Origin of the sequence: Niveispirillum lacus (genome assembly GCF_002251795.1) — a bacterium.
Taxonomy (GTDB): domain Bacteria; phylum Pseudomonadota; class Alphaproteobacteria; order Azospirillales; family Azospirillaceae; genus Niveispirillum; species Niveispirillum lacus.
In genome coordinates, this window is the sequence record NZ_NOXU01000022.1 from 1 (window position 1) to 19,724 (window position 19,724).

The following is a 19,724-nucleotide window of genomic DNA, read 5'->3' on the forward strand; positions in this document are numbered from 1 at the left end:
CGGCCAATGCCGGCAAGCTGAAGTCCGGCAACTTCACCATCAACTATACGGTTGCCTATGATGGCTTCTCTGGCGCGCTGACAAGCCAGGCTGTGGTTGACCGCGCTACCGCGCAGTTCAACAAGAAGTCCGACCTGAAGGTTTCTGTTGCCGCTTCCGATCAGTATATCGCTGGCGACTATGCCGATACCGTCACCGTCACCATCGCCGCCAAGTAACGCCATTCCCCGGATAGCGGGGTTCACAGTTCCGTCGGGCAGTACAGCCTGCTAACCCCGTCCGGGAAACCGGGCGGGGTTTTTTTATTTGGCGGGTGACCGCAGCGCCAGGATCGCCTATATCCACCGCGTCTGGCGTTCATCATATGAGCCTTTGCTTTGTCGGATTTTGAAACGAGATTTGGCGAACCGCTCGCTAAAGTGATGCTGCGGTTTGATGAGTTGCGCGATGGGCTGGCCTCGGGTGCGCTGGCTGGCGACGCTTTTGTCAAAGCCAGCCAGGAATATGCCGAACTGGAGCCGGTCGCCGCGGCCATCACCGAAATGCGTCGGGCCCATGCCGACATGGCCGATCTGGAGGTTATGGCCGCGGGCGAGGATGGGGAGATGGGTGCCCTGGCAGCTGATGAGCTGCTGGAAGCCAGGCGCCGGCTACCGGAGATCGAACGCCGCATCCTCCTTGCTCTGCTGCCCAAGGACGAGGCGGACGAACGTAACGCTATCCTGGAAGTTCGCGCTGGAACAGGTGGGGATGAGGCGGCCCTGTTCGCGGCGGAACTGTTCGAGATGTACAAGCGCTATGCCACTTCCCAGGGCTGGCGGTTTGAGACCATGGATGTCAGCGAGACTGGCATCGGCGGCTATAAGGAAGCCAGTGCCACCATCACCGGACGCAGCGTGTTCCGCCGCCTGAAATTCGAATCGGGTGTTCACCGGGTACAGCGGGTGCCGGCCACGGAAACCCAGGGGCGCATCCATACGTCCGCTGCCACCGTCGCCGTTTTGCCAGAAGCCGAAGAGGTGGATATCCACATTGATGAGCGAGACCTGCGCATTGATGTGTTCCGTTCATCGGGGCCAGGCGGACAGTCGGTCAACACTACCGACAGCGCTGTTCGCATCACCCACCTGCCCACCGGCATCGTGGTTAGCCAGCAGGACGAGAAGAGCCAACACAAGAACAAGGCCAAGGCACTAAAGGTGCTGCGTGCCCGGCTTTATGAAGCAGAGCGCCAACGGCTGGCCGATGCCCGTGCCGCGGATCGCAAGAGCCAGGTGGGGTCGGGCGACCGGTCTGAACGTATCCGTACCTATAATTTTCCCCAAGGGCGCATCACCGACCATCGCATCAATCTGACGCTTTATGGTAAGATCGAAAGGTTCATGGCCGGCGAGATGGATGAAGTCATCGACGCGCTGATCGCCCAGGAAGAGGCGGAAAGATTGGCCGAATTGCAATGATGCGGATGCACCGCGTCGGCGCATAAACTGACTGTCTGTTGGCGGGCCCCACGATAAGAATGGCGGAGGAAACCCGATGTCCAACCCAGGCAATCCGGCCAATCCCGGCACACCCCCGGATTTCTTTAACCGCTTCCCCATGCGGGAGGTGACGAGCGGCGAACTGGACGCCGTCCTGGCGGAGGCCGACGCCCCGCCGCTGACGATCCTATTTCTGTGGGGGCGCGACTGCCCTAATTGCGACATTGCCAAACACGCCATTCTATCGGCGCCCCCGCGCTTTCTGTGGCCGGAGGTGCGCTGGCTGCACGATAATGTCTATGACGACATGGAAATGGCCAATCGTTTCAGCCTGCATGGCATTCCCGTGTTTTTCGTGTTCCGTGGCAAAAAGCTGATGGGCAAGGTCACCAGTTGGCCCGGAATTGGCGACTTTGCCAATGTCATCGCCGGACAGATCGCTGCATTACCGGGTTACCACCCGCCCCCGACACGGCCAAAACTGACCCTGGTGAAGGGCTGATGACAGATCCCGGTAGCCTTGGCTTATCGGGATTGAGTTTGGCGGCGACTGACGTGCCATGATCTGTGATGATCACCGCGACATGCCGTGACGCTTTGGGGGAGGCTGGCCCAGCACCGGTTTCCCCCTCTGGCCGCCGGGATCGCCGACGTCACGAGGAGGCCGATTTCAGTTGCGCGGGCACATCCGCTTCTGTCGGTGCGGCCTGTTCCCGCTCCGCCGCCAGCCGGCCGAAGACAGGACGGGCTTGCGGGGCAAGCATCCGCTGCCGTTCCCGGACCTTGGCGCGCGCAGCATTGGCATAGATCTGCTTTGACGCTTCCACCATATGCACGCCAGCGAATGCGCGGAAGCAGCGATGGCCCACCTCCTCCACCGCTGGCGCGCTGGCCAGAAGGAAACGCAGCCGCGTCGGTGGCAGGAACAGGGCACAATCCTCCCGTTCCGGTACAAACATGTTGGCCTTCAGGGTGCTGCGTAACTGCCCTGGCGAAAAGGGACTCCCCAGGCCGAAGGGTGTGCTGTCCGACCGTGCCCAGATGCCGCGGCGGTTGGGAACCACCGTGATCAACCGCCCGCCACCGGCCATGACCCGCCATATCTCCCGCATCAACGGGCGCAATTCCTCAGTACATTCAAGCCCATGGACCAGCAATATCCGGTCGATTGACATGTCCGGAAACGGTAAGTCCGCCTCATCCGCCAGGGTCACCTGGCCTGGTCCATCCGAGGGCCAGGCAATCACGCCCTGACTGGCTGGCATAACCGCCATCACCCGCTCTGCCTCCTCCTGAAACATCGTCAGATAAGGTGTGGCATAGCCGATACCCAAGACCCGCTGACCCCGCAGGTCGGGCCATAGCTCCCGGATGCGGCGACGGATCAGACGCCGGACGACTTGGCCCGTGCTGCTGCGATAGAATTCGCGAAGATCAAGGACATCACTGTACATGGACGGCAGGATAACACGGCCATCCCCTGCACGCATGGTAAGAAAAGGCAAAAGAAAAGCCGGCTGTGCCTGGCACGCCGGCTGTAGATGATCATCCCCGGATCGGCGAGACACGTCCAGGGTTCCATCCCGGTGGGGTGGCGGTTACCCGCGACACCTTACGGCACGGCGGACAATACGCGAAAGCCAGTTCATCGCCAGCCGAGAATGCCAGTGTCTTCCGTCATTTGCGGTCCGCGTCACATTTCTGCAACATGGTGCGGCGCAACGGGCACGGTTAGCGGCGCTGGTTTAATCCAACCACGTCAATGGGCGGATGGCAATTCCGGTGCGACGTAGCGGAAGCTGATATTCTTGGCCTGTGTCCCTTCCCGTTCCGGTACACGCGACTCGAATTTTGTCGACTGGTTGGGGAACAGGCGGCGCACCGGCGGCACAATCCGCCATGCGTAAAGCTCCTTGCCATCCTCACCCAGGGCCACGGCCTGGATATCGGGCACGTCCCGCTGACGGTCGGACATGTTGGCAATTTCCCCGGTCACGAACAGCATATTGATGCCTTCGATGTCCCGGATTTCAACCTTGGTGGTCTTGGCATCACCCGGTTCCGACAGGCCGGTACCAGGCAATTCGGCCAACCCCACCATTTCATACAGGGGGAACGCGGCGGGCCAAGTCTGGATGATCGGGTCCTTGCCGTAATAGAGGCCGGTACCAATCCCGCCGACCACCAACGCCAATGCCGCCCAGGCCATCATGGCCGCGCGGCGGGCCTTGGATTGACCAGGAATGGCAGGCAGGTTGCTGCCCTTGGGCACCGGGCGCGGACGGAAGGGCCGCGACAGGCCCATGTCGTCCGCATCATTGTCGAAACGCTTACTGTCGAAGACATCATCCCCGCTGGCCGAGCCGACATCACCGAATCCGGCCAGATCGTCAGCCGGTGGATCGTCGAACAGCGTGGCACGCGGTTCGTTCAACGGCGCCGGCGGTGGGGGAGGCGGCGGCGGCGGTGATACTGCGTTGCGGGCCGCAGGCCGACCGCTGACGCTGGCACCAGGGCGTTCGACGCTGGCCAGGGGTGCCCGTGCCGGAGCGGCTTGGCGTTGAACAGCGGCGGCACGGGGGGGCGGCGGCGGTGCCAAGGCCATGCTGGGTTCGGCGAACCAGACATGGCCGCATTGGCCGCACTTCACCTTACGGCCCTCACCCAGCAGACGCCCGTCGAGCATGAAGCGTTTCGTACAGGACGGGCAGGACAGGATCATCGTGAAGGGGCGCCGGGATGCGGGTGGACCGATTGGGCAGCATTGGTGACCAAGACCACGCTGCCGCAATATCTTATAGGCGGGCGCATGGGTTCAGCGCAAGGATGGGGGTGCTAGGGATGATACCTCCGTCGGATGGGTCAGGTGACTTTACGTGCGCGCTGCCGCATGCCATTCCTGTTTGCCGTCAAGCCGCCGGTTCGCCGGCCGCGCAGAACCGGATCGGGGATGATGAGGCGCCGCGCCCATTTCGACATACCGCTGAGCCAGGACGCCACGGGCCGTTTCCTGCCCTGGATCATCGCTTTGATGGTCTATCTGGCCGCCCTGGCCCTGGCTGTGTCTTTGATCCTTTCTGACCTGGCACGGCGCTGGGACAGCGAACTGTCGGCCGGCATGACGGTACAGGTGGCACCCACCGGCACCGCCAATGCCCGTGAACTGGACGAACGTGTCCGCAAAGTCATGGATACATTGTCAGCCAGTGCCTTTGTCGCTGATGCCCGGCGGCTGTCGGATGGCGATGCGCGAGCGCTGGTGGAACCCTGGCTGGGCGATGGTGCCCTGCTGACGGAACTGCCGCTGCCCGTCCTGATTGACGTGCGGCTGGCTGACGGGGCTGACATTGCCGGTCTGGCCGAACAACTGACGCGGGCTGCCCCGCATGTGACGGTGGAGGACCCGGCCCGCTGGCTGGGAGATCTGCGTCGGCTGGCCCGGTCGGTCCAGGTGGTGGCAGTGGCAATCATTGCCTTGATCGGCGGTGCGGGCGTTGTCTCGATCATTTTTGCGGCCTCTGCCGGATTCGCTGTCCATCGGCAGGAGGTAGAACTGCTGCATGTCATGGGTGCAACCGATGGGTATGTGGCCGGGCAGTTCCAACGCCATATGCTGCGCCAGTCGCTGCTGGGTGGGGGTGTCGGTTTCCTGCTGGCAGTAGCCACCCTGTTCGGGCTGGAGCAGGCGGGGCGCGGTCTGGGGGCCTCGCTACTGCCCGATATGGCCCTGTCGCTGCGAGATTGGGCCTGGTTGCCTGTTGTCCCTGCGGTGGCGGCCTTGCTGGCGGCACTTACGGCCCGCCTGACCGTCATGCGTGCGCTGGGCCGGTTGCCGTGAGTTGGCATATCGCTTCCCGGCAGTTGCGGCGCCTGATCCTGCTGGCATCGTTGCTGCTGGCTGTCTGGGCGCTGGGCCTGTTCCTTTTTGCGGCGTCGTTGCCGCGACAGGCTCCCGATGACGGGATCACCACCGACGGTATTGTTGTGTTGACCGGTGGCAGCGAACGCTTGTCCGTCGGGTTCGACCTGCTGCGCGCCCGCAAGGGCCGTAAACTCTTCATCAGTGGCGTCTATCGCGGGGTAGAGGTGCGGGAACTGCTGGCCATGTCATCCAAGTCGGGCAACGATTTGGAATGCTGTGTAAGGCTGGGTTATGACGCTGACGATACCGAAGGCAACGCAGTGGAGACCGCCCGCTGGATAGCGGAAGAGGGGTTTACCAGTCTGCGTCTGGTCACCGCCAATTACCACATGCCGCGCAGCCTGGTCGAGTTCCGCCGCGCCCTGCCGGGCATCACCCTGGTGCCGCATCCGGTAACGCCGCACAAGGTACGGCTGGATTCCTGGTGGAACTGGCCCGGCACTGCCGAATTGATTATCGGCGAGTATAACAAATATCTGTTGGCGGTGACGCGTGCCGCCCTGACGGTACCGCATCCCGCCCCGTAAGCACCAGCCGCCCTGGACAGGGTGGCGCCCTTGCGGTTAAGTGCAGCCCCCCGCAGGCCGACCATCCCGGACCAGACGCGCATGACTTTCCTCCGTTCGCTGCTGTTTAATCTCGTCTTTTTCTCCTGGACGGCGGTTTATTGCTTCTTGATTGCCTGGACACTGGTCATGCCGCGGCCGGTCATGTTGGCCATGATCCGCTTCTACATGCGCACCCTGACCCTGCTGGAGCGAACGATCATCGGCCTGCGCTATGAGGTGAAGGGCATCGAGAACCTACCGAAGGAGGGGGCTTATCTGGTGGGGGCCAAACACCAGTCGATGTGGGAGACCATGAAGCTGCATCTCATGTTCCGCGATCCGGCGATCGTGCTGAAGCATGAGCTGATCTATATCCCGCTCTGGGGATGGTTTGCCTGGAAGGCCCAGATGATCCCGGTCAAGCGGGGCAAGCGCGGGGCCGCTATCGCCTCGCTGGTCCGGGGGGCCCGCGCCATGAAGGCGATGGGCCGGGAGATTGTGATTTTCCCCCAAGGAACCCGCGTCGCCGTTGGCGAATACAGACCCTACAAGGTCGGCATTGCCGTCCTTTATGAAGACCTGGGCGTGCCGCTGGTGCCAATGGCCCTCAATTCCGGCGTCTTCTGGGGGCGCAAGACCTTCATCAAGCGTCCCGGCCTGATCACCATCGAATTCCTGCCGCCGATCCCGCCGGGCCTGCCCAAAGATGTTGCCCTGTTCGAACTGGAGGCGCGGCTGGAAAGTGCCAGCAACCGTCTGGCCGTTGCGGTGGGTGGGGAAGCCACACTCAACCCCAGCGCTGCCAGCCCGGCGGCCGCCCCCGTGCCGGAGACAGATTCCGGACTGTAAATGCCGGTTATCAGCCGCGGCTTTTGAAGCTGCGGAGTTGGGCATTCAACTGCATGGCCAGATTGCTCATGCGGTTGGTGGCCTCATTGTACCGCGCAGTCATTTCCGGCGTAAAATTGCCCTTTGCCTCCCCCTCCAGGCAGATCAGGAATTCCTGCGTTTCCACAATGTAGGCCTTAACGGCTTCCTGCGCCCGGTTCATCTCTGCTGCGCCAGCAGAAGCCCCGTCGGGCACAGACGGGGCTTCATTGATGGCGCAGCCGGCCAATGCAGGCATAGCCGAAACCGTCAGGGCGGTCAGCAGCAAGGTGGCAACGGCCACAGCGGTACGGGGCGTGGAAGTCATCAGCGGTCTCCTGATTTCCATATCGCATGGCAACATGCTTTTGCTTTTCTCAGTAAAAAGCTACGCCATTTCCATCACTGAAATCAATCCAAGGAGCCTTTATTTTTGTGCATCGCAACCAACACAAGGTGCGAGCGAAAAAATGTAACAATGCGATTATTTTTATATTCTATTCATATTGGGATTATCAGGAAATTATCGGTGATTTTAATCAATCGCCCTTTTTGCATCCTGTGACCATTTAATGACATGCCATGTCGGATCGAACCCCGCAAAATCGCGCCCCACATCTGTCATCACGACCCCTTTCGCAGTTGCAGCGAAAGGCCTATCTGTGCCGCAGGGGCGATCATGTGAAACCTGCAGGGAATGAAATTCGTGAAGACCAACTATCTGCTGGCGGTCGCCGCCATGTTTTTGACTGCTGCCGGTGCGGCCCGCGCCGCAGAAGGCCCTTATGTCGCCTCTTCCGTTGGCGCCTATATGGGCACCAACTATGACCAAGGCCTGCTTTGGACGCTGCTGAAGGGTGATGCCGACCGGAAATTCAACGGCTCCCTGGCGGCCGGTTATCGGTTCGATAATATCCGCGTCGAAGTCGAAGGTGGCTTTGGCCGTCTGGCCGATGTGGATCGCGGTACGTCGGTCGTCACGCCGGGCGCTGGGTTTCAGGCCAAGGGTGATCTGACTGTGTGGACGGCCCTGGCCGGTGCCTACTACGATGTTCCGGTTACCGAAATCTACCAGCCTTATCTGGGCGTGGGCGGTGGGCTGGCCGGTCTGGATAACAGCAGCGACCTGCTGGTCATCAATGAAGGCACCCATGGTGCCGCCTTTGCCGAGGCCGGGCTGAACATGGTCATCTATGATGGGCTGACAGTCGCTCCCGGATACCGTTATCTGTGGGTCAATTCAAAAGGCGGCGGCGCCCGCAACCTGAGCACCCACATCGTCAAGCTGACTGCCCGCGCCAGCTTCTGATCCAAAGCAAGTGTCTTTATGCCACCGGTTATCAACGATGACCGGTGGCCTTATGGTCGTGCCGCTGCCCTTTGGCCCGGGTTCCGGTTAGTTGGGGTCAGTCTTCGACCTCTTCGCTGGGGTAGATGCCCCAGAAATCGTCTCGCTCCAGCCAGCCATGGTAGCCCTGGATTTCCACCTCGCACCAGGGCCCCTTGCAGGAGACAAGTCGACCCATCACCCCCGGTTCGGCCTGCGCCACGGCAGCCGCCGATGCGCTGGGCCGTTCGCGGATGGTTCGCAACTCGCCGGTGATGACCAGGGCGCGGCGGCCGGACAGCATGGACTGATGCACCCAGCCCTGCGTACCCTCCACATCACGAATGCGCCGCCAAGTATCGAATTCGGCCGTGATTTCTACCGGCATGCCGGGCCGGACAAACACCCATTCGATCGGATAGGAACGGCCGGGACCGGTACGGACATTCACCTCTCCGGACCGCAACGACACAAAACGCGGCACCGGTAGGCCGCTGCGCACAATCATGTCGGAGCGTGGATCGGTTTCCTGCGCCCGGGCGGGAGCCAAGGCCGGGCCGGCGGTCAGCAGACAGCCCAGCACACAGGCCAACAGCGTACGGGTTCCGCCCGCCACCACCGCCCCGCCCCGCGTCTTCGTCCCGGTTTGCAGCAACACACAGCCTCGCACATGGCAGCCCGATGATCGGGGCGCCCAATCGTTAACAACCCTTTGTGCCGTACCCCGGATATCCGGGTCAAGCATGAGCGACCATTCGCCGGCCACCCGCCATCATGGACAAGCACCGCCAGCACTTGTACTGCTATGGCAGCCAGCCCCTGGGAGGATCAACGCACATGGTGGAACGCCGGAAGCCCCTGGTCATCGTCACGCGCAAGCTGCCGGATGTCATTGAAACCAGGATGATGGAACTGTTCAACACCCGTCTTAATCTGGACGATCATCCGATGAGCCGGGCCGAACTGGAAGAGGCGGTCAGGACTGCCGACATCCTGGTGCCGACCGTCACGGATGTGATCGATGAGGCCCTGCTGAACCAGGCCGGGCCTCAGTTGAAACTGATCGCCAATTTTGGCAATGGCGTCGACCATATCGACCTGCGCGTGGCGCGCGCAAAATCCATTCTGGTCACCAACACGCCGGGCGTGTTGACCGAAGATACGGCCGATATGACCATGGCCCTGATCCTGGCCACGGCGCGGCGCCTGTCAGAAGGCGAGAGGCTGGTCAGATCCGGGCAATGGACCGGCTGGGCGCCCACAGTCATGCTCGGCTCCCGACTGGCAGGCAAACGCCTGGGCATTATCGGCATGGGTCGCATCGGTCAGGCTCTGGCCCGGCGAGCCAAGGCCTTCGGCTTGTCGATCCATTACCATAACCGCAAACCCGTCCACCCCGAGGTGGAGGCGGAACTGGATGCTGCCTATTGGGAGAGCCTGGACCAGATGCTGGCGCGGATGGATATCGTCGCCATCACCTGCCCGCGCACGCCGGCAACCTATCACCTGCTGAATGCCCGACGTCTGGCGCTGCTGAAATCCACGGCGATCCTGGTCAATATCAGCCGCGGCCAGGTGGTGGACGAAGCGACGCTGGCAAGAATGCTGCAACGGCGTGAGATCGGGGCTGCTGGCCTGGATGTGTATGAGGACGAACCCAATATTGATCCCAAATTGTTGAAACTGGACAATGTTGTTCTGCTGCCGCACATGGCATCGGCTACCTTGGAAGGCCGTATCGACATGGGGGAAAAGGTGATCGTCAATATCAAGACCTTTGTTGACGGCCATCAACCCCGCGACCGTGTTCTGGAAATGATGTTCTGATTTCTCTTTTCTTGCCCCTGACTGAATGGGGGATTGTGTTTGCTGGTTGGGGGCAGACGCCCCCGGTACCCGCTATGACTGATCAGATCGGAGGGGCATGCCGTGCCTCTCCGAATGCGCTCAGCCGACGCAACCTTGTGAAACACAAAATCTGCTCTGTTTCAGAGCGTAGGGGCCCTTTCCCCCGAAATGGTCCGCCCACGCAACAGTATGAAACAGAAAAACCAGATATGTTTCAGAGCGGACTGGGCAACGCCTCCGAATGGCAGGCGCATTGAGGGCGTTTATAAAACAAGTATACCATGATCTGGGAAAGAAGTCAGCGTTTGCGGGCGCTGCAACCGTAACCCTATCCTTTCGGTTCCCCGTCCTGCTGCTGCCAGACGTTGCGGCCTGTACTAAGTTGCGGCCGAAGGAGGGACTGGCGCGCATGCATGATGTTTTCCGCTTAGACGATCTGACCGACGATACCCAGCATTCGGCCTTGGCCAACTGGCTTTGCATCGCGCAGCAGGATGAGGCCGTGCCGCTGTCGCGGGCGATGGCAAGTAGTATTGCCACGGCGTCGGGTCAGTGTGGGGTGCTGTTGGATGTCTCCAGCGGGTCTATCCGTGACGCCCGGATCATCAAAGCCGGATCGGCCGTTGTGGCCGGGCTGGGTGTTGATCCTGTGGGCATGACCCTGTCGGCATTGATGCCGGCCAGCTATGTTGCCGACCTGATCCCGGCCTATGCGTTCTGTGCCGGCAGTTTTCGGCCGCTTTCCTGTCTGGATGAGGTAATTTACGCAGACGGGACACGTATTCTGGTGCGGCGCCTGGTTCTGCCCCTGGAACGCCAGCCCCCCGGCGGTGCCTTTGTGGCCCGGTATCTGCTGATGATTTATGACCCGGCAGCGGGCGAAGAGGCGGGCAAGGGCGACAGCGGCACCTGCCGGAGCATGGTCAGGACACGGTCGCTGGGGGCCGCAGTTTTCCGTGACCGTCACGGCTGACGATGAGGCCGGCGGCAAGGGCATCGGTTCGGGATCGCCGTCCAGGTCGGGGCTGGGGCCTATCGGCCGTACGGCCGCCAGACGCTGCACGATGGCGGCCTTGGGACTGGATACCTCGCCTTGCTCAAAGGCAATCACCTGCAGCCCCTGTTGTGCTGCCAGACGCAGCAATTCACCCTCCCGCAACAGGAAGGCCGGGCTGGAGGGGCGGCCATGGCGCTGATTGCCATTGGCGAAGGTCTCGTACAGCAGCAGCCCGCCCGGTTTCAGCGCGGCGATCAGGGACGGCAATAGCGGGCGGTGCAGGTAGTTGGTGACAATGATGCCGTCAAAACCGGTGAGTGCGGCAGGCCAGCCGTCCGGTCCCTCCAGATCGGCCTGAAGTAGGGTGACGCCAGACAGTCCCGCCAGATCGGCCACGCCGCGCAGGTCGATATCCACACCCGTGACGGCCAGTCCCCGGCCATGGAAATGGCGCAGATGCCGGCCACTGCCACAGGCCACGTCGAGCAGCCGGGCCCCGGCACGCAGCAGCGGGGCAAAACGGGTAATCCAGGGAGAGGGCGGGGCAAAGGGCAAATCGCGGATCATGAAGGTCATGCTATGGGAAAAGCGGGGGTATTGGAACGCCCGAGCGCCGCCCCCTCATTGCCGACCCCACACCCGATCCCTGTCCCGGTGATTGGCGTTCGGTCAGCTTTGGTATGGAGGCTGTTGTTCGTGCGCCCAAGGGTGCGGCATGGCACCCCGGACCTGTAACAGGCTTGCCCGCCGGGCAAGGACGGGCCATGTATCTGTCATCTCTCCGACCATCTATCATGCCATGATCCTGTTCGATCTGAAATGCAGCCTGGACCACCGGTTCGAGGGCTGGTTCCGCAACGGTGCCGCCTATGATGCGCAGGTGGCGGCGCATGCCATCACATGCCCGGTCTGCGGGGACGCCAAGGTGACGAAGGCGCCGATGGCTCCGGCTATCGCAAAGGGCGGGCGTTCGCGGGAGAAGGAGGCGGTTGCGGCCGTCCCCTCCGTGACAGAGCCGGCACCGGCACCGACGGCGGTGCCCGATGCAGTGAAGGAAGCGCAGGCCGAGATCCTGCGCCAATTGCGGGACCTGCGCAGACAGGTGGAAAAGAACGCTGATTACGTGGGTGACCGCTTTGCTGAAGAAGCCCGCAAAATCCATTATGGCGAGGTAGAAAGCCGCGCCATCTATGGCGAAACCTCGCCCCAGCAAGCCGAGGCCCTGCGCGAAGAAGGGGTGCCCGTGACCAGTATCCCCTGGCTACCAGCGGAGAACGGATGACATTCTGTCCGTGATCGTGACCGATCCGGGGCAATTTGATGTTGCGCCCATCGCCGGCCAACGGTTGCGGGCCGATGATCCCTTATACGAGGATGCAGCCATGCCCGCACAGGCGCGGAAATCCATGGATTCCGCTTGACCGGGGCCAGGGTTTGGCGCATCTACCGACCCATATCGACGCCCGCCCGTGCGGGACCGTGCTGGACGACATCCCGGCCCGGCCCCCCTACGTGTGGGCGCGTACCCGTTCCGGCTTGCCGGAACCCGGTCGATAGGGTGCCGTCTGTGGTGCCGGGTGCGCTGACCCGCAATCATCTAAAACTGGAGACATCCGATGTCGATCACGGCTGAGCGCAAGACTGCGCTGATCGAAGAGTACAAGACCAAGGAAGGCGATACCGGTTCGCCGGAAGTGCAGGTCGCCATCCTGACCGAGCGCATCAACAACCTGACCGAACACCTGAAGACCCACTCGAAGGATTTCCATTCGCGTCGTGGTCTGCTGGTGATGGTCGGTCAGCGCCGCCGTCTGCTGGATTACACCAAGGCCAAGGACAAGGCTCGTTACGACAGCCTGATCCAGCGCCTGGGCCTGCGTCGCTAAGGCGTGGGGCGGAACCGACAGTCAGCCTGAACCCCAAGGTGATGTTCGACGTGAACAGACAGCCCACCGCACACACCCCAATCCAGTCCCGCTCCGGCGGTGGGGGATGGTGTGTCGGCGGCGGGTACCAGGGCGGCCGCTACTGTCGGGGACCGCGTCAGAGTTGAGGTGTGGACGGCCAGCCGGGACCCCTTCCGGCTGGCCGTTTTCCCATGCGCGCCATGCCGGCCGCGCGAAAAGACTATCCTGAAGGGGCAAGAAACAGGCGGGGCCGTCCGAACGGGCCCCGGCCCGGCCGCCCAATCCGGGGTGTTGCGGGTTTCGGATGGAAGGATCGATACGATGTTCAAGGTGTTCCGCAAGGAAATGGAATGGGGCGGTCGCAAGCTGGTCATTGAGACCGGCAAGATCGCCCGTCAGGCCGATGGCGCCGTCATGGTGAGCTATGGCGACACGGTGGTGCTGGCCACCGCCGTCGGCGCCAAGTCGCCGAAGCCGGGCGTGGATTTTTTCCCGCTGACGGTGAATTACCAGGAAAAGGCCTTCGCCGCGGGCAAGATCCCCGGCGGCTTCTTCAAGCGTGAAGGCCGTCCGACCGAAAAGGAAGTGCTGGTCAGCCGCCTGATCGACCGTCCGATCCGTCCGCTGTTCGTCGATGGTTACCGCTGCGAGACCCAGGTCGTCTGCACGGTGCTGAGCCATGACCTTGAGAATGATCCCGACATCGTCGCCATGATCGGGGCGTCCGCCGCCCTGACCATTTCCGGCCTGCCCTTCCTGGGCCCCATCGGTGCGGCCCGTGTCGGTTATGAAAATGGTCAGTTCATCTTGAACCCGACCGCCGACCAGATGGAAAACGCCACCCTGGATCTGGTCGTTGCCGGTACGCAGGAAGGCGTGCTGATGGTCGAGTCCGAGGCCAAGGAGCTTTCGGAAGAGGTGATGCTGGGGGCGGTCATGTTTGGCCATGCCCAGTTCCAGCCGGTGATCGACCTGATCATCAGCCTGGCCGAGGATTGCGCCAAGGAACCCCGCGACATCGCCCCGCCGGCCTTTGACAAAGCCGCTGTGAAGGCCCGTATCCTGGAAGTGGCCGGCGATGACGTGAAGGCCGCTTACTCGATCCTGGTCAAGCAGGACCGGTACGCCGCCGTGGGTGCCGCCAAGGACAAGGCCAAGGCTGCGCTGAAGGACGAATTCGCGCCTGAGGCCATTTCCGAAATGTTCAAGGAAGTGGAAGCCGACGTGCTGCGCGGCGCGGTCCTGGAGACCGGCAAGCGCATCGACGGCCGCTCCACCGTGGATATCCGCCAGATCGTGGCCGAAGTGGGCATCCTGCCCCGCGCCCATGGGTCGGCCCTGTTCACCCGCGGTGAGACGCAGGCGCTGGTGGTTGCCACCCTGGGCACCAACCAGGATGAGCAGATCATCGACGCGCTGGAAGGCGAATACCGCGAAAGCTTCATGCTGCATTACAACTTCCCCCCCTACAGCGTGGGTGAAGCCGGCCGCATGGGCAGCCCGGGCCGTCGTGAGATCGGCCATGGCAAGCTGGCCTGGCGCGCCATCCACCCGCTGCTGCCGTCCAAGGAAGATTTCCCCTACACGCTGCGTGTCGTGTCGGAGATCACGGAATCCAACGGTTCCTCTTCCATGGCCACGGTCTGCGGCACGTCCCTGTCGCTGATGGATGCCGGTGCCCCCCTGGCCCGCCCCATCGCCGGCATTGCCATGGGCCTGATCAAGGAAGGCGACAAGTTCGCCGTTCTGTCCGACATCCTGGGTGACGAAGATCATCTGGGTGACATGGACTTCAAGGTGGCCGGCACCGAAGCGGGCGTTACTGCCCTGCAGATGGACATCAAGATCACTTCCATCACGGAAGAGATCATGAAGGTCGCCCTGGCCCAGGCTCAGAAGGGCCGCATCCACATCCTGGGTGAGATGAACAAGGCGCTGAACACCGCGCGCGGCGAAGTGTCGGGCAATGCCCCGCGCATCACCGTCATCAACATCCCCAAGGAAAAGATCCGCGACGTTATCGGGTCGGGCGGCAAGGTCATCCGCGAGATCGTGGAACAGACCGGCGCCAAGATCGATATCGAGGATGATGGCACCGTCAAGGTGTCGGCGGTCGACAGCAAGTGCTCCGACGCCGCCATCAAGTGGATCAAGGGCATCGTGGCCGAGCCGGAAGTGGGCGAAGTCTATGACGGCAAGGTCGTCAAGGTCATGGATTTCGGCGCCTTCGTGAACTTCCTGGGCAGCCGTGATGGTCTGGTCCACATTTCCGAACTGAAGAACGAGCGCGTGGCCAAGGTCACCGACGTGGTGAAGCAGGGCGATGCGGTCAAGGTCAAGGTCCTGGGCTTCGACGATCGCGGCAAGGTCAAGCTGTCGATGAAGGTCGTCGATCAGGTGACCGGCGAAGACCTGTCCAAGAAGGCCGAAGCCGCCGAGGGCTGATGCCTGATGGTGCTTCCCGGCTTTCGGGATGATGGTTGAGTGAAGGAACAGGCCGTCGGGGCAACCCGGCGGCCTTTTTCGTTGTGGGGTGGGGGGAACGGACGAATGCACTATAATGCTCTGATGGAGGTCAAGATGTCCCAGGTCAGTGCAACGCATTTTCGACGGAACATGGCCTGTTGCCTTGACACGGTGACGGCTAATCGCATCCCGCTGCGCGTTATGCGCCGCAACGCGGAACCCATGATGGTGATCGCCGAAAGCGAATGGCGCAGCATCCAGGAGACCCTGTACCTGCTGAGTTCGCCCGCAAATGCGCTGCGTATCCTGGCATCCATTGCCGACGCAGATGCCGGGCGGTTTGTGGAAAGGGACCTGTTGGAGCCTGATGAAGGAGATCGTAGCGCGGATTAGCGAAGCGTAATCCGCGCTACTTCCATTTTCTTGTGGGTTGGTACGGCGTTGCTGGCTCTGGTATCTTAAGGCCGGACCGTGACCAAAGGAACCCACCCGTGATCACCCGCCTGCGCCTGCAGAACTTCAAGAACTTCGCAGATGCCGAGCTGAAGCTGGGTGCATTCACGGTGATTCTGGGCACGAATGCCAGTGGCAAGAGCAACATCCGCGATGCGTTCCGGTTTCTGCATGGGATTGGGCGCGGGTATTCGCTGTCAGAGATTATTGGGGGAAAGTTTGGAAGTGGCGGGCAGCTAGAATGGGAGCGTATGCGCGGAGCAATGTATGAAATTGCACGCATCCAATCCAACAGAGCCGATTTCTTAATAAACTTAAATTTCACCGACAATGCCAATCATTACGACTACAGGTCTGAGATATACAATATTGATGGAAGATTTCGCTTTGCTTACGAGTCTTTAAGTGAGAATGGAAAATCTATATTTGAGTTATCTTCAAATAATTATTGGGATTTTTCAACTCTCTCTCCATTGCCAAACTCAGATCTCAAAAACTTTGAAGTCACGCATAACTTAGAACGTATACGCTTCCACGAGATCGACCCCAACGCTGCCAAGTTAGCCTCTCCCCCTGGCCAAAAGGTCCTCGGCGACCACGGTGAGAACCTGCCCACCGTCCTGCAGGCCATCTGCGCCGATCCGGCGCGCAAAGAAACCCTGATGGAGTGGGTCCGGGCGTTGACGCCCATGGATGTGGTGGACTTCAAGTTTCGCACCGACCTCAACGGCTTCGTGCAACTCTACCTCGTCGAAAGCGACGGGGCGGAGATTTCGGCGGTCAGTGCGTCGGATGGTACCTTGCGGTTCCTGGCGTTGCTGGCAGCCCTGTTGGGGCCGAACCCGGCCAAGCTGTATTTCTTTGAGGAGATTGAGAGCGGCATCCATCCGGCGCGTCTGCATCTGCTGATCGACATGCTGGAACGGCAGACAGCGAAAAGCGGCATTCAGGTTGTGACCACGACCCATTCACCCGAACTGCTGTCGCTGCTGAGCGATGAGACGCTGAAATCCACCTCCATCGTCTATCGCCCGCCCGGCCGGTCGGACGCCATCATCAAGCCTGTACTGGAATTCCCCAATATTGAGGAACTGCGTCAGCAACCTGGGTTAGGGCACCTGCATGCGACAGGCTGGTTTGAACGCGCCCTGTCCATGATGGACGGAAAGCAGGCTGCCGAATGAACCTCCTGATCATTCCGGAAGACCACACTAACGACCAATATATTCTGAAGCCGCTTTTCCAGGCGCTGCTGAAACAAAACGCAAAACGCCAGGGAACGGTAGAGATCTACCCCGTGCGAGGTGGCCGGACCATTGCCATGCGGATAGAAACAATTAGACAGGCTGTCCGCGAGTATAGCTGGGGCATAGACCATTTCATCCTATGCATGGACAGGGATGGCGATCTGAATCGGGCAGCAAAAATTGATCATCTCTGCCGTCAGGTGGGGGAGGAGTTCGGAGATAGAGTGAGCTTCCTGGGCGGCTTGGCCCATGAGGAATTGGAGACGTGGCTACTGGCCGGTTTGCCAAAGGAGATGCTACCCGATGGTGTTACTTGGCAGGACATCCGAACGGAAATATCGGTAAAGGAACGGCATTTCGCACCCGTAGCAGCCCTTGCAAAGGCAGCCGACGGTCCAGGCGGTGGCCGCCAGCGCCTGGGTATCGAAGCCGCCCGGTCCATCCAAGCCATCCGCCAGAAATGCCGTGAAGATTTCGACGAACTGGCGCGGCGGTTGGAAGCAAAATTGGTTCTCTGACCCCTTGCACGCACCGCCTGTCATCCAAACATTTTTTGCAATTTCGTGCACGCTCCCGTAGCGTGCCGGGAAATGCGCGGCCGGTTCCCCGCCAGCCCGGACAAGGAGCAATGGATCGATGTTCGAAACCCTGCCACTTTATCTGACCTTTGTTGGGGCCTGTGTGGCGCTGCTGGCTGTGGCGCTGCTGGCCTATACGCTGATCACGCCCTATCGCGAATGGACGTTGATCCGGCAGGGCAATTCAGCCGCGGCGACCAGCATGGGCGGCACCGCCATCGGCATGGCCATCGCCCTGTCATCGGTGGCCTCTGGCACCTACTCGGTGGTGGAACTGCTGATGTGGGGCGGGGTGGCGCTAGTCTGTCAGTTGTTGGTGTTCGCGGCGGTCTGTTTCCTGCTGCCCGGTTTCCGGCAGGGGATTGAGGCGGACAAGCTGGGCTATGGCGTCACGCTGGGCACGCTGTCCATCGCCATGGGAATTTTGAATGCCGGGGCGCTTTCGGTCTGATCGCCGCCTCCCTATCTATGGTTAACCCGCCCGGTCCTGTCCAGCGGGGCCGTTCTGTTTGGATTTCAGGAGTCTTGCCAGATGATGCAGTTTTTCCGCACGCTGCTGGGTGTAAAGGGTGAGAAGGTTGGCCGCCAGGTGGTGGATGCCCTGGTCGCCATGGATCCCAAGAGCGCGTCCGTCGCCCAGTTGCGGGTCATGGAGGCCGATCTCGACAAGGCCGGAAAGCTCTTGACCAATCTGCGCGCTGAAATGCAGCGCGAGCGCAAGGAGGCCGTGGAGGCACGGGAGAATTATGACCGCCGTCTGGCCGCCGCCGAACATCTGAACAGCCTGCTGGCGACCGCCGAGGGTGAGCGTAAGGCCAGCCTGGAAGCCAGCCTTGCCAAGCTACTGGCCCAATTGGAAGAATTGGAGAGCGAGGTCGCCATCGAGCAGCGCGAGGCCGACGAGGCCGAGGCGCTGGTGGCCGAAGCAGAGGTTGCCTATCGCGAGAAGGCCAGCGCCCTGACCGAGGCCAAGTCTGCTCTCGCCAAGGCCGAGCGTGACATGCAGCGTGCCAGTATCCAGGAAGAGCGCGAGCGCGAGCGCGCCAACCGCGCCGCCCAGGTGGCCGGCCTGCGCGATGATGGCGGCTCGAAGCTGAACACCGCGATTGACGCCATGACGCGCCGCGCCAACGAGGCCCGCGCCAATGCCGAAGCCGCCCGCATGAAGGCCCAGGCCCTGGGTGATCTGAGCCGCAAATCGTCTGACGATATGGGCGATGCCGACATTCAGGCGGCCCTGGCCGCCGTGGGCAAGGGCGGTGGCCCGGCCCTGTCGGTGCACGAACGTCTGGCCCGCCTGAAAAGCCCGTCGCAACAGGCAGCACCGCTGGCCATCACCGATAAGTGGAGCAAATAGAGCCCACGCCCTCTGACCGTAACCGTTCCCCGCCACCATCGCCATCTGGGCCGCCATGACCGACCAACAGCGCAAACGCCGCCGTTCCGCCCATGTCTCCACCCTGCTTGTCGGGGGGGCGGCGGCCCTGATGCTGTCAGGCTGTGGCGGCGAGGAGGTACAGGAGACAGAAGCCCGTATCTTCCCGACGGTGGAGGCGTGCCAGGTGGAGTTCGGCCCGCAGGAATGCAGCAGTGCCTTTGAACAGGCCAAACAACTGCACCTGCAAACCACACCGCGTTTTGACAGTGCCGCCGCCTGTGAGGCGACCATGGGCAATGGCGCCTGCCAACCCCTGGTCCTGGCCCAACCCGATGGCAGCATGAGCAGTGTCTTTGTCCCGGCCCTGATGGGTTTCATGCTGGCCAAGGCCCTCCAGCCGCCATCGCAAAGTTATGGCGGCGGGTACATCGGCGGCCGTGGTGGATATTACTATCCGCGCCCGATCTTTATTGACCGCGACGGTTTCATGCATAGCGGCCGGGGTACATTGGGCCGCGCCCCGGTCAGCCGTGACAGTTTCAGCGCGGGCAAAACCGGCTACAGCATGAAAACCGAGATGCGGGGCAAATCGGGCCAGGTGGGCACCGTCACCAAAAGCACCAACCGGGGCGGATTTGGCAAATCGTCGGCCAAGTTCGGGGGCGGTGGCAGCTAATGCTGCCCTGCCCACGTCCGGGCTTGGCC

At 61.7% G+C, this 19,724-nt stretch carries 21 protein-coding genes and 1 pseudogene; 17 read left to right on the forward strand and 5 right to left on the reverse strand.

Annotation, left to right across the window (positions count from 1 at the left end):
- The 3 genes and pseudogenes from CHU95_RS22320 to CHU95_RS03910 all read left to right on the forward strand — a co-directional run.
- Window positions 1–218 (forward strand): annotated as a pseudogene (locus CHU95_RS22320) (hypothetical protein); the annotation flags it as partial.
- Between the two features lie 159 nt (window positions 219–377).
- Window positions 378–1,460: a peptide chain release factor 1 gene (prfA, locus tag CHU95_RS03905; RefSeq protein ID WP_094453946.1), complete on the forward strand. Its 1,083-nt coding sequence runs from the start codon at window positions 378–380 to the stop codon at window positions 1,458–1,460.
- Between the two features lie 76 nt (window positions 1,461–1,536).
- On the forward strand, window positions 1,537–1,983 hold the full coding sequence (locus tag CHU95_RS03910; RefSeq protein ID WP_094453948.1) for a YbbN family protein: 447 nt from the start codon (window positions 1,537–1,539) through the stop codon (window positions 1,981–1,983).
- A 151-nt stretch (window positions 1,984–2,134) separates the two neighbouring features.
- On the opposite strand, the gene CHU95_RS03915 is transcribed toward CHU95_RS03910, so the two are convergent.
- Window positions 2,135–2,935 carry a class I SAM-dependent methyltransferase gene (locus CHU95_RS03915; protein WP_094453950.1) on the reverse strand — a complete coding sequence of 267 codons (801 nt, stop codon included), beginning with the start codon at window positions 2,933–2,935 and terminating at the stop codon, window positions 2,135–2,137.
- Window positions 2,936–3,240: 305 nt separating this feature from the next.
- A complete protein-coding gene (locus CHU95_RS03920) occupies window positions 3,241–4,203 on the reverse strand; it encodes a zinc-ribbon domain-containing protein (protein WP_094453952.1) in 963 nt (320 codons plus the stop codon).
- Window positions 4,204–4,431: 228 nt separating this feature from the next.
- On the opposite strand from CHU95_RS03920, the gene CHU95_RS03925 reads away from it, so the two are divergent.
- The 3 genes from CHU95_RS03925 to CHU95_RS03935 all read left to right on the forward strand — a co-directional run bounded on the left by CHU95_RS03925 (window position 4,432) and on the right by CHU95_RS03935 (window position 6,800).
- Entirely contained in the window at window positions 4,432–5,319 is an 888-nt protein-coding gene (locus CHU95_RS03925) for a cell division protein FtsX (protein WP_094454276.1), read from the forward strand.
- A complete protein-coding gene (locus CHU95_RS03930) occupies window positions 5,316–5,930 on the forward strand; it encodes a YdcF family protein (protein WP_094453954.1) in 615 nt (204 codons plus the stop codon). Before CHU95_RS03925 ends, CHU95_RS03930 begins: the two co-directional genes overlap by 4 nt.
- A gap of 81 nt (window positions 5,931–6,011) precedes the next feature.
- Window positions 6,012–6,800, forward strand: a complete 789-nt coding sequence (locus tag CHU95_RS03935; protein ID WP_094453956.1) for a lysophospholipid acyltransferase family protein — start codon at window positions 6,012–6,014, stop codon at window positions 6,798–6,800.
- A gap of 10 nt (window positions 6,801–6,810) precedes the next feature.
- On the opposite strand, the gene CHU95_RS03940 is transcribed toward CHU95_RS03935, so the two are convergent.
- Window positions 6,811–7,146: a hypothetical protein gene (locus CHU95_RS03940; RefSeq protein WP_094453958.1), complete on the reverse strand. Its 336-nt coding sequence runs from the start codon at window positions 7,144–7,146 to the stop codon at window positions 6,811–6,813.
- Window positions 7,147–7,524: 378 nt separating this feature from the next.
- Here CHU95_RS03940 and CHU95_RS03945 point away from each other — a divergent pair, with 378 nt between their 5' ends.
- On the forward strand, window positions 7,525–8,127 hold the full coding sequence (locus CHU95_RS03945; protein ID WP_165771999.1) for an outer membrane beta-barrel protein: 603 nt from the start codon (window positions 7,525–7,527) through the stop codon (window positions 8,125–8,127).
- Window positions 8,128–8,224: 97 nt separating this feature from the next.
- Here CHU95_RS03945 and CHU95_RS03950 read toward each other — a convergent pair whose 3' ends face one another.
- On the reverse strand, window positions 8,225–8,803 hold the full coding sequence (locus tag CHU95_RS03950; RefSeq protein WP_245837851.1) for an SH3 domain-containing protein: 579 nt from the start codon (window positions 8,801–8,803) through the stop codon (window positions 8,225–8,227).
- Between the two features lie 179 nt (window positions 8,804–8,982).
- Between CHU95_RS03950 and CHU95_RS03955 the strand changes: the two genes are divergently transcribed.
- Window positions 8,983–9,972, forward strand: a complete 990-nt coding sequence (locus tag CHU95_RS03955) for a 2-hydroxyacid dehydrogenase (RefSeq protein ID WP_207762367.1) — start codon at window positions 8,983–8,985, stop codon at window positions 9,970–9,972.
- A gap of 448 nt (window positions 9,973–10,420) precedes the next feature.
- On the opposite strand, the gene CHU95_RS03960 is transcribed toward CHU95_RS03955, so the two are convergent.
- Complete coding sequence (locus CHU95_RS03960; RefSeq protein WP_094453962.1) at window positions 10,421–11,557, reverse strand: class I SAM-dependent methyltransferase; 1,137 nt, start codon at window positions 11,555–11,557, stop codon at window positions 10,421–10,423.
- A 148-nt stretch (window positions 11,558–11,705) separates the two neighbouring features.
- Here CHU95_RS03960 and CHU95_RS03965 point away from each other — a divergent pair, with 148 nt between their 5' ends.
- From CHU95_RS03965 to CHU95_RS04005, 9 genes are all read left to right on the forward strand, one after another.
- Window positions 11,706–12,272, forward strand: a complete 567-nt coding sequence (locus CHU95_RS03965) for a DUF1178 family protein (protein WP_342744695.1) — start codon at window positions 11,706–11,708, stop codon at window positions 12,270–12,272.
- Window positions 12,273–12,606: 334 nt separating this feature from the next.
- Complete coding sequence (gene rpsO, locus CHU95_RS03970; protein ID WP_094453966.1) at window positions 12,607–12,876, forward strand: 30S ribosomal protein S15; 270 nt, start codon at window positions 12,607–12,609, stop codon at window positions 12,874–12,876.
- Window positions 12,877–13,218: 342 nt separating this feature from the next.
- Window positions 13,219–15,342, forward strand: coding sequence for a polyribonucleotide nucleotidyltransferase (gene pnp / locus CHU95_RS03975; protein ID WP_094453968.1), 2,124 nt, complete (start codon window positions 13,219–13,221; stop codon window positions 15,340–15,342).
- 105 nt (window positions 15,343–15,447) lie between these two features.
- Entirely contained in the window at window positions 15,448–15,756 is a 309-nt protein-coding gene (locus CHU95_RS03980; protein WP_207762368.1) for a type II toxin-antitoxin system Phd/YefM family antitoxin, read from the forward strand.
- Window positions 15,757–15,854: 98 nt separating this feature from the next.
- Window positions 15,855–17,000 carry an AAA family ATPase gene (locus tag CHU95_RS03985; protein WP_094453970.1) on the forward strand — a complete coding sequence of 382 codons (1,146 nt, stop codon included), beginning with the start codon at window positions 15,855–15,857 and terminating at the stop codon, window positions 16,998–17,000.
- The gene (locus CHU95_RS03990; RefSeq protein WP_094453972.1) at window positions 16,997–17,581 is read left to right on the forward strand and encodes a hypothetical protein; all 585 of its coding nucleotides are present in this window, start codon (window positions 16,997–16,999) and stop codon (window positions 17,579–17,581) included. The genes CHU95_RS03985 and CHU95_RS03990 overlap by 4 nt, the downstream gene beginning before the upstream one ends.
- Before the next feature lie 118 nt (window positions 17,582–17,699).
- Window positions 17,700–18,092, forward strand: a complete 393-nt coding sequence (locus tag CHU95_RS03995; RefSeq protein WP_094453974.1) for a DUF350 domain-containing protein — start codon at window positions 17,700–17,702, stop codon at window positions 18,090–18,092.
- Between the two features lie 81 nt (window positions 18,093–18,173).
- Window positions 18,174–18,998, forward strand: coding sequence for a hypothetical protein (locus tag CHU95_RS04000; RefSeq protein WP_094453976.1), 825 nt, complete (start codon window positions 18,174–18,176; stop codon window positions 18,996–18,998).
- A 55-nt stretch (window positions 18,999–19,053) separates the two neighbouring features.
- Window positions 19,054–19,695: a DUF1190 domain-containing protein gene (locus CHU95_RS04005; RefSeq protein WP_094453978.1), complete on the forward strand. Its 642-nt coding sequence runs from the start codon at window positions 19,054–19,056 to the stop codon at window positions 19,693–19,695.
- Window positions 19,696–19,724 lie beyond the last annotated feature (29 nt).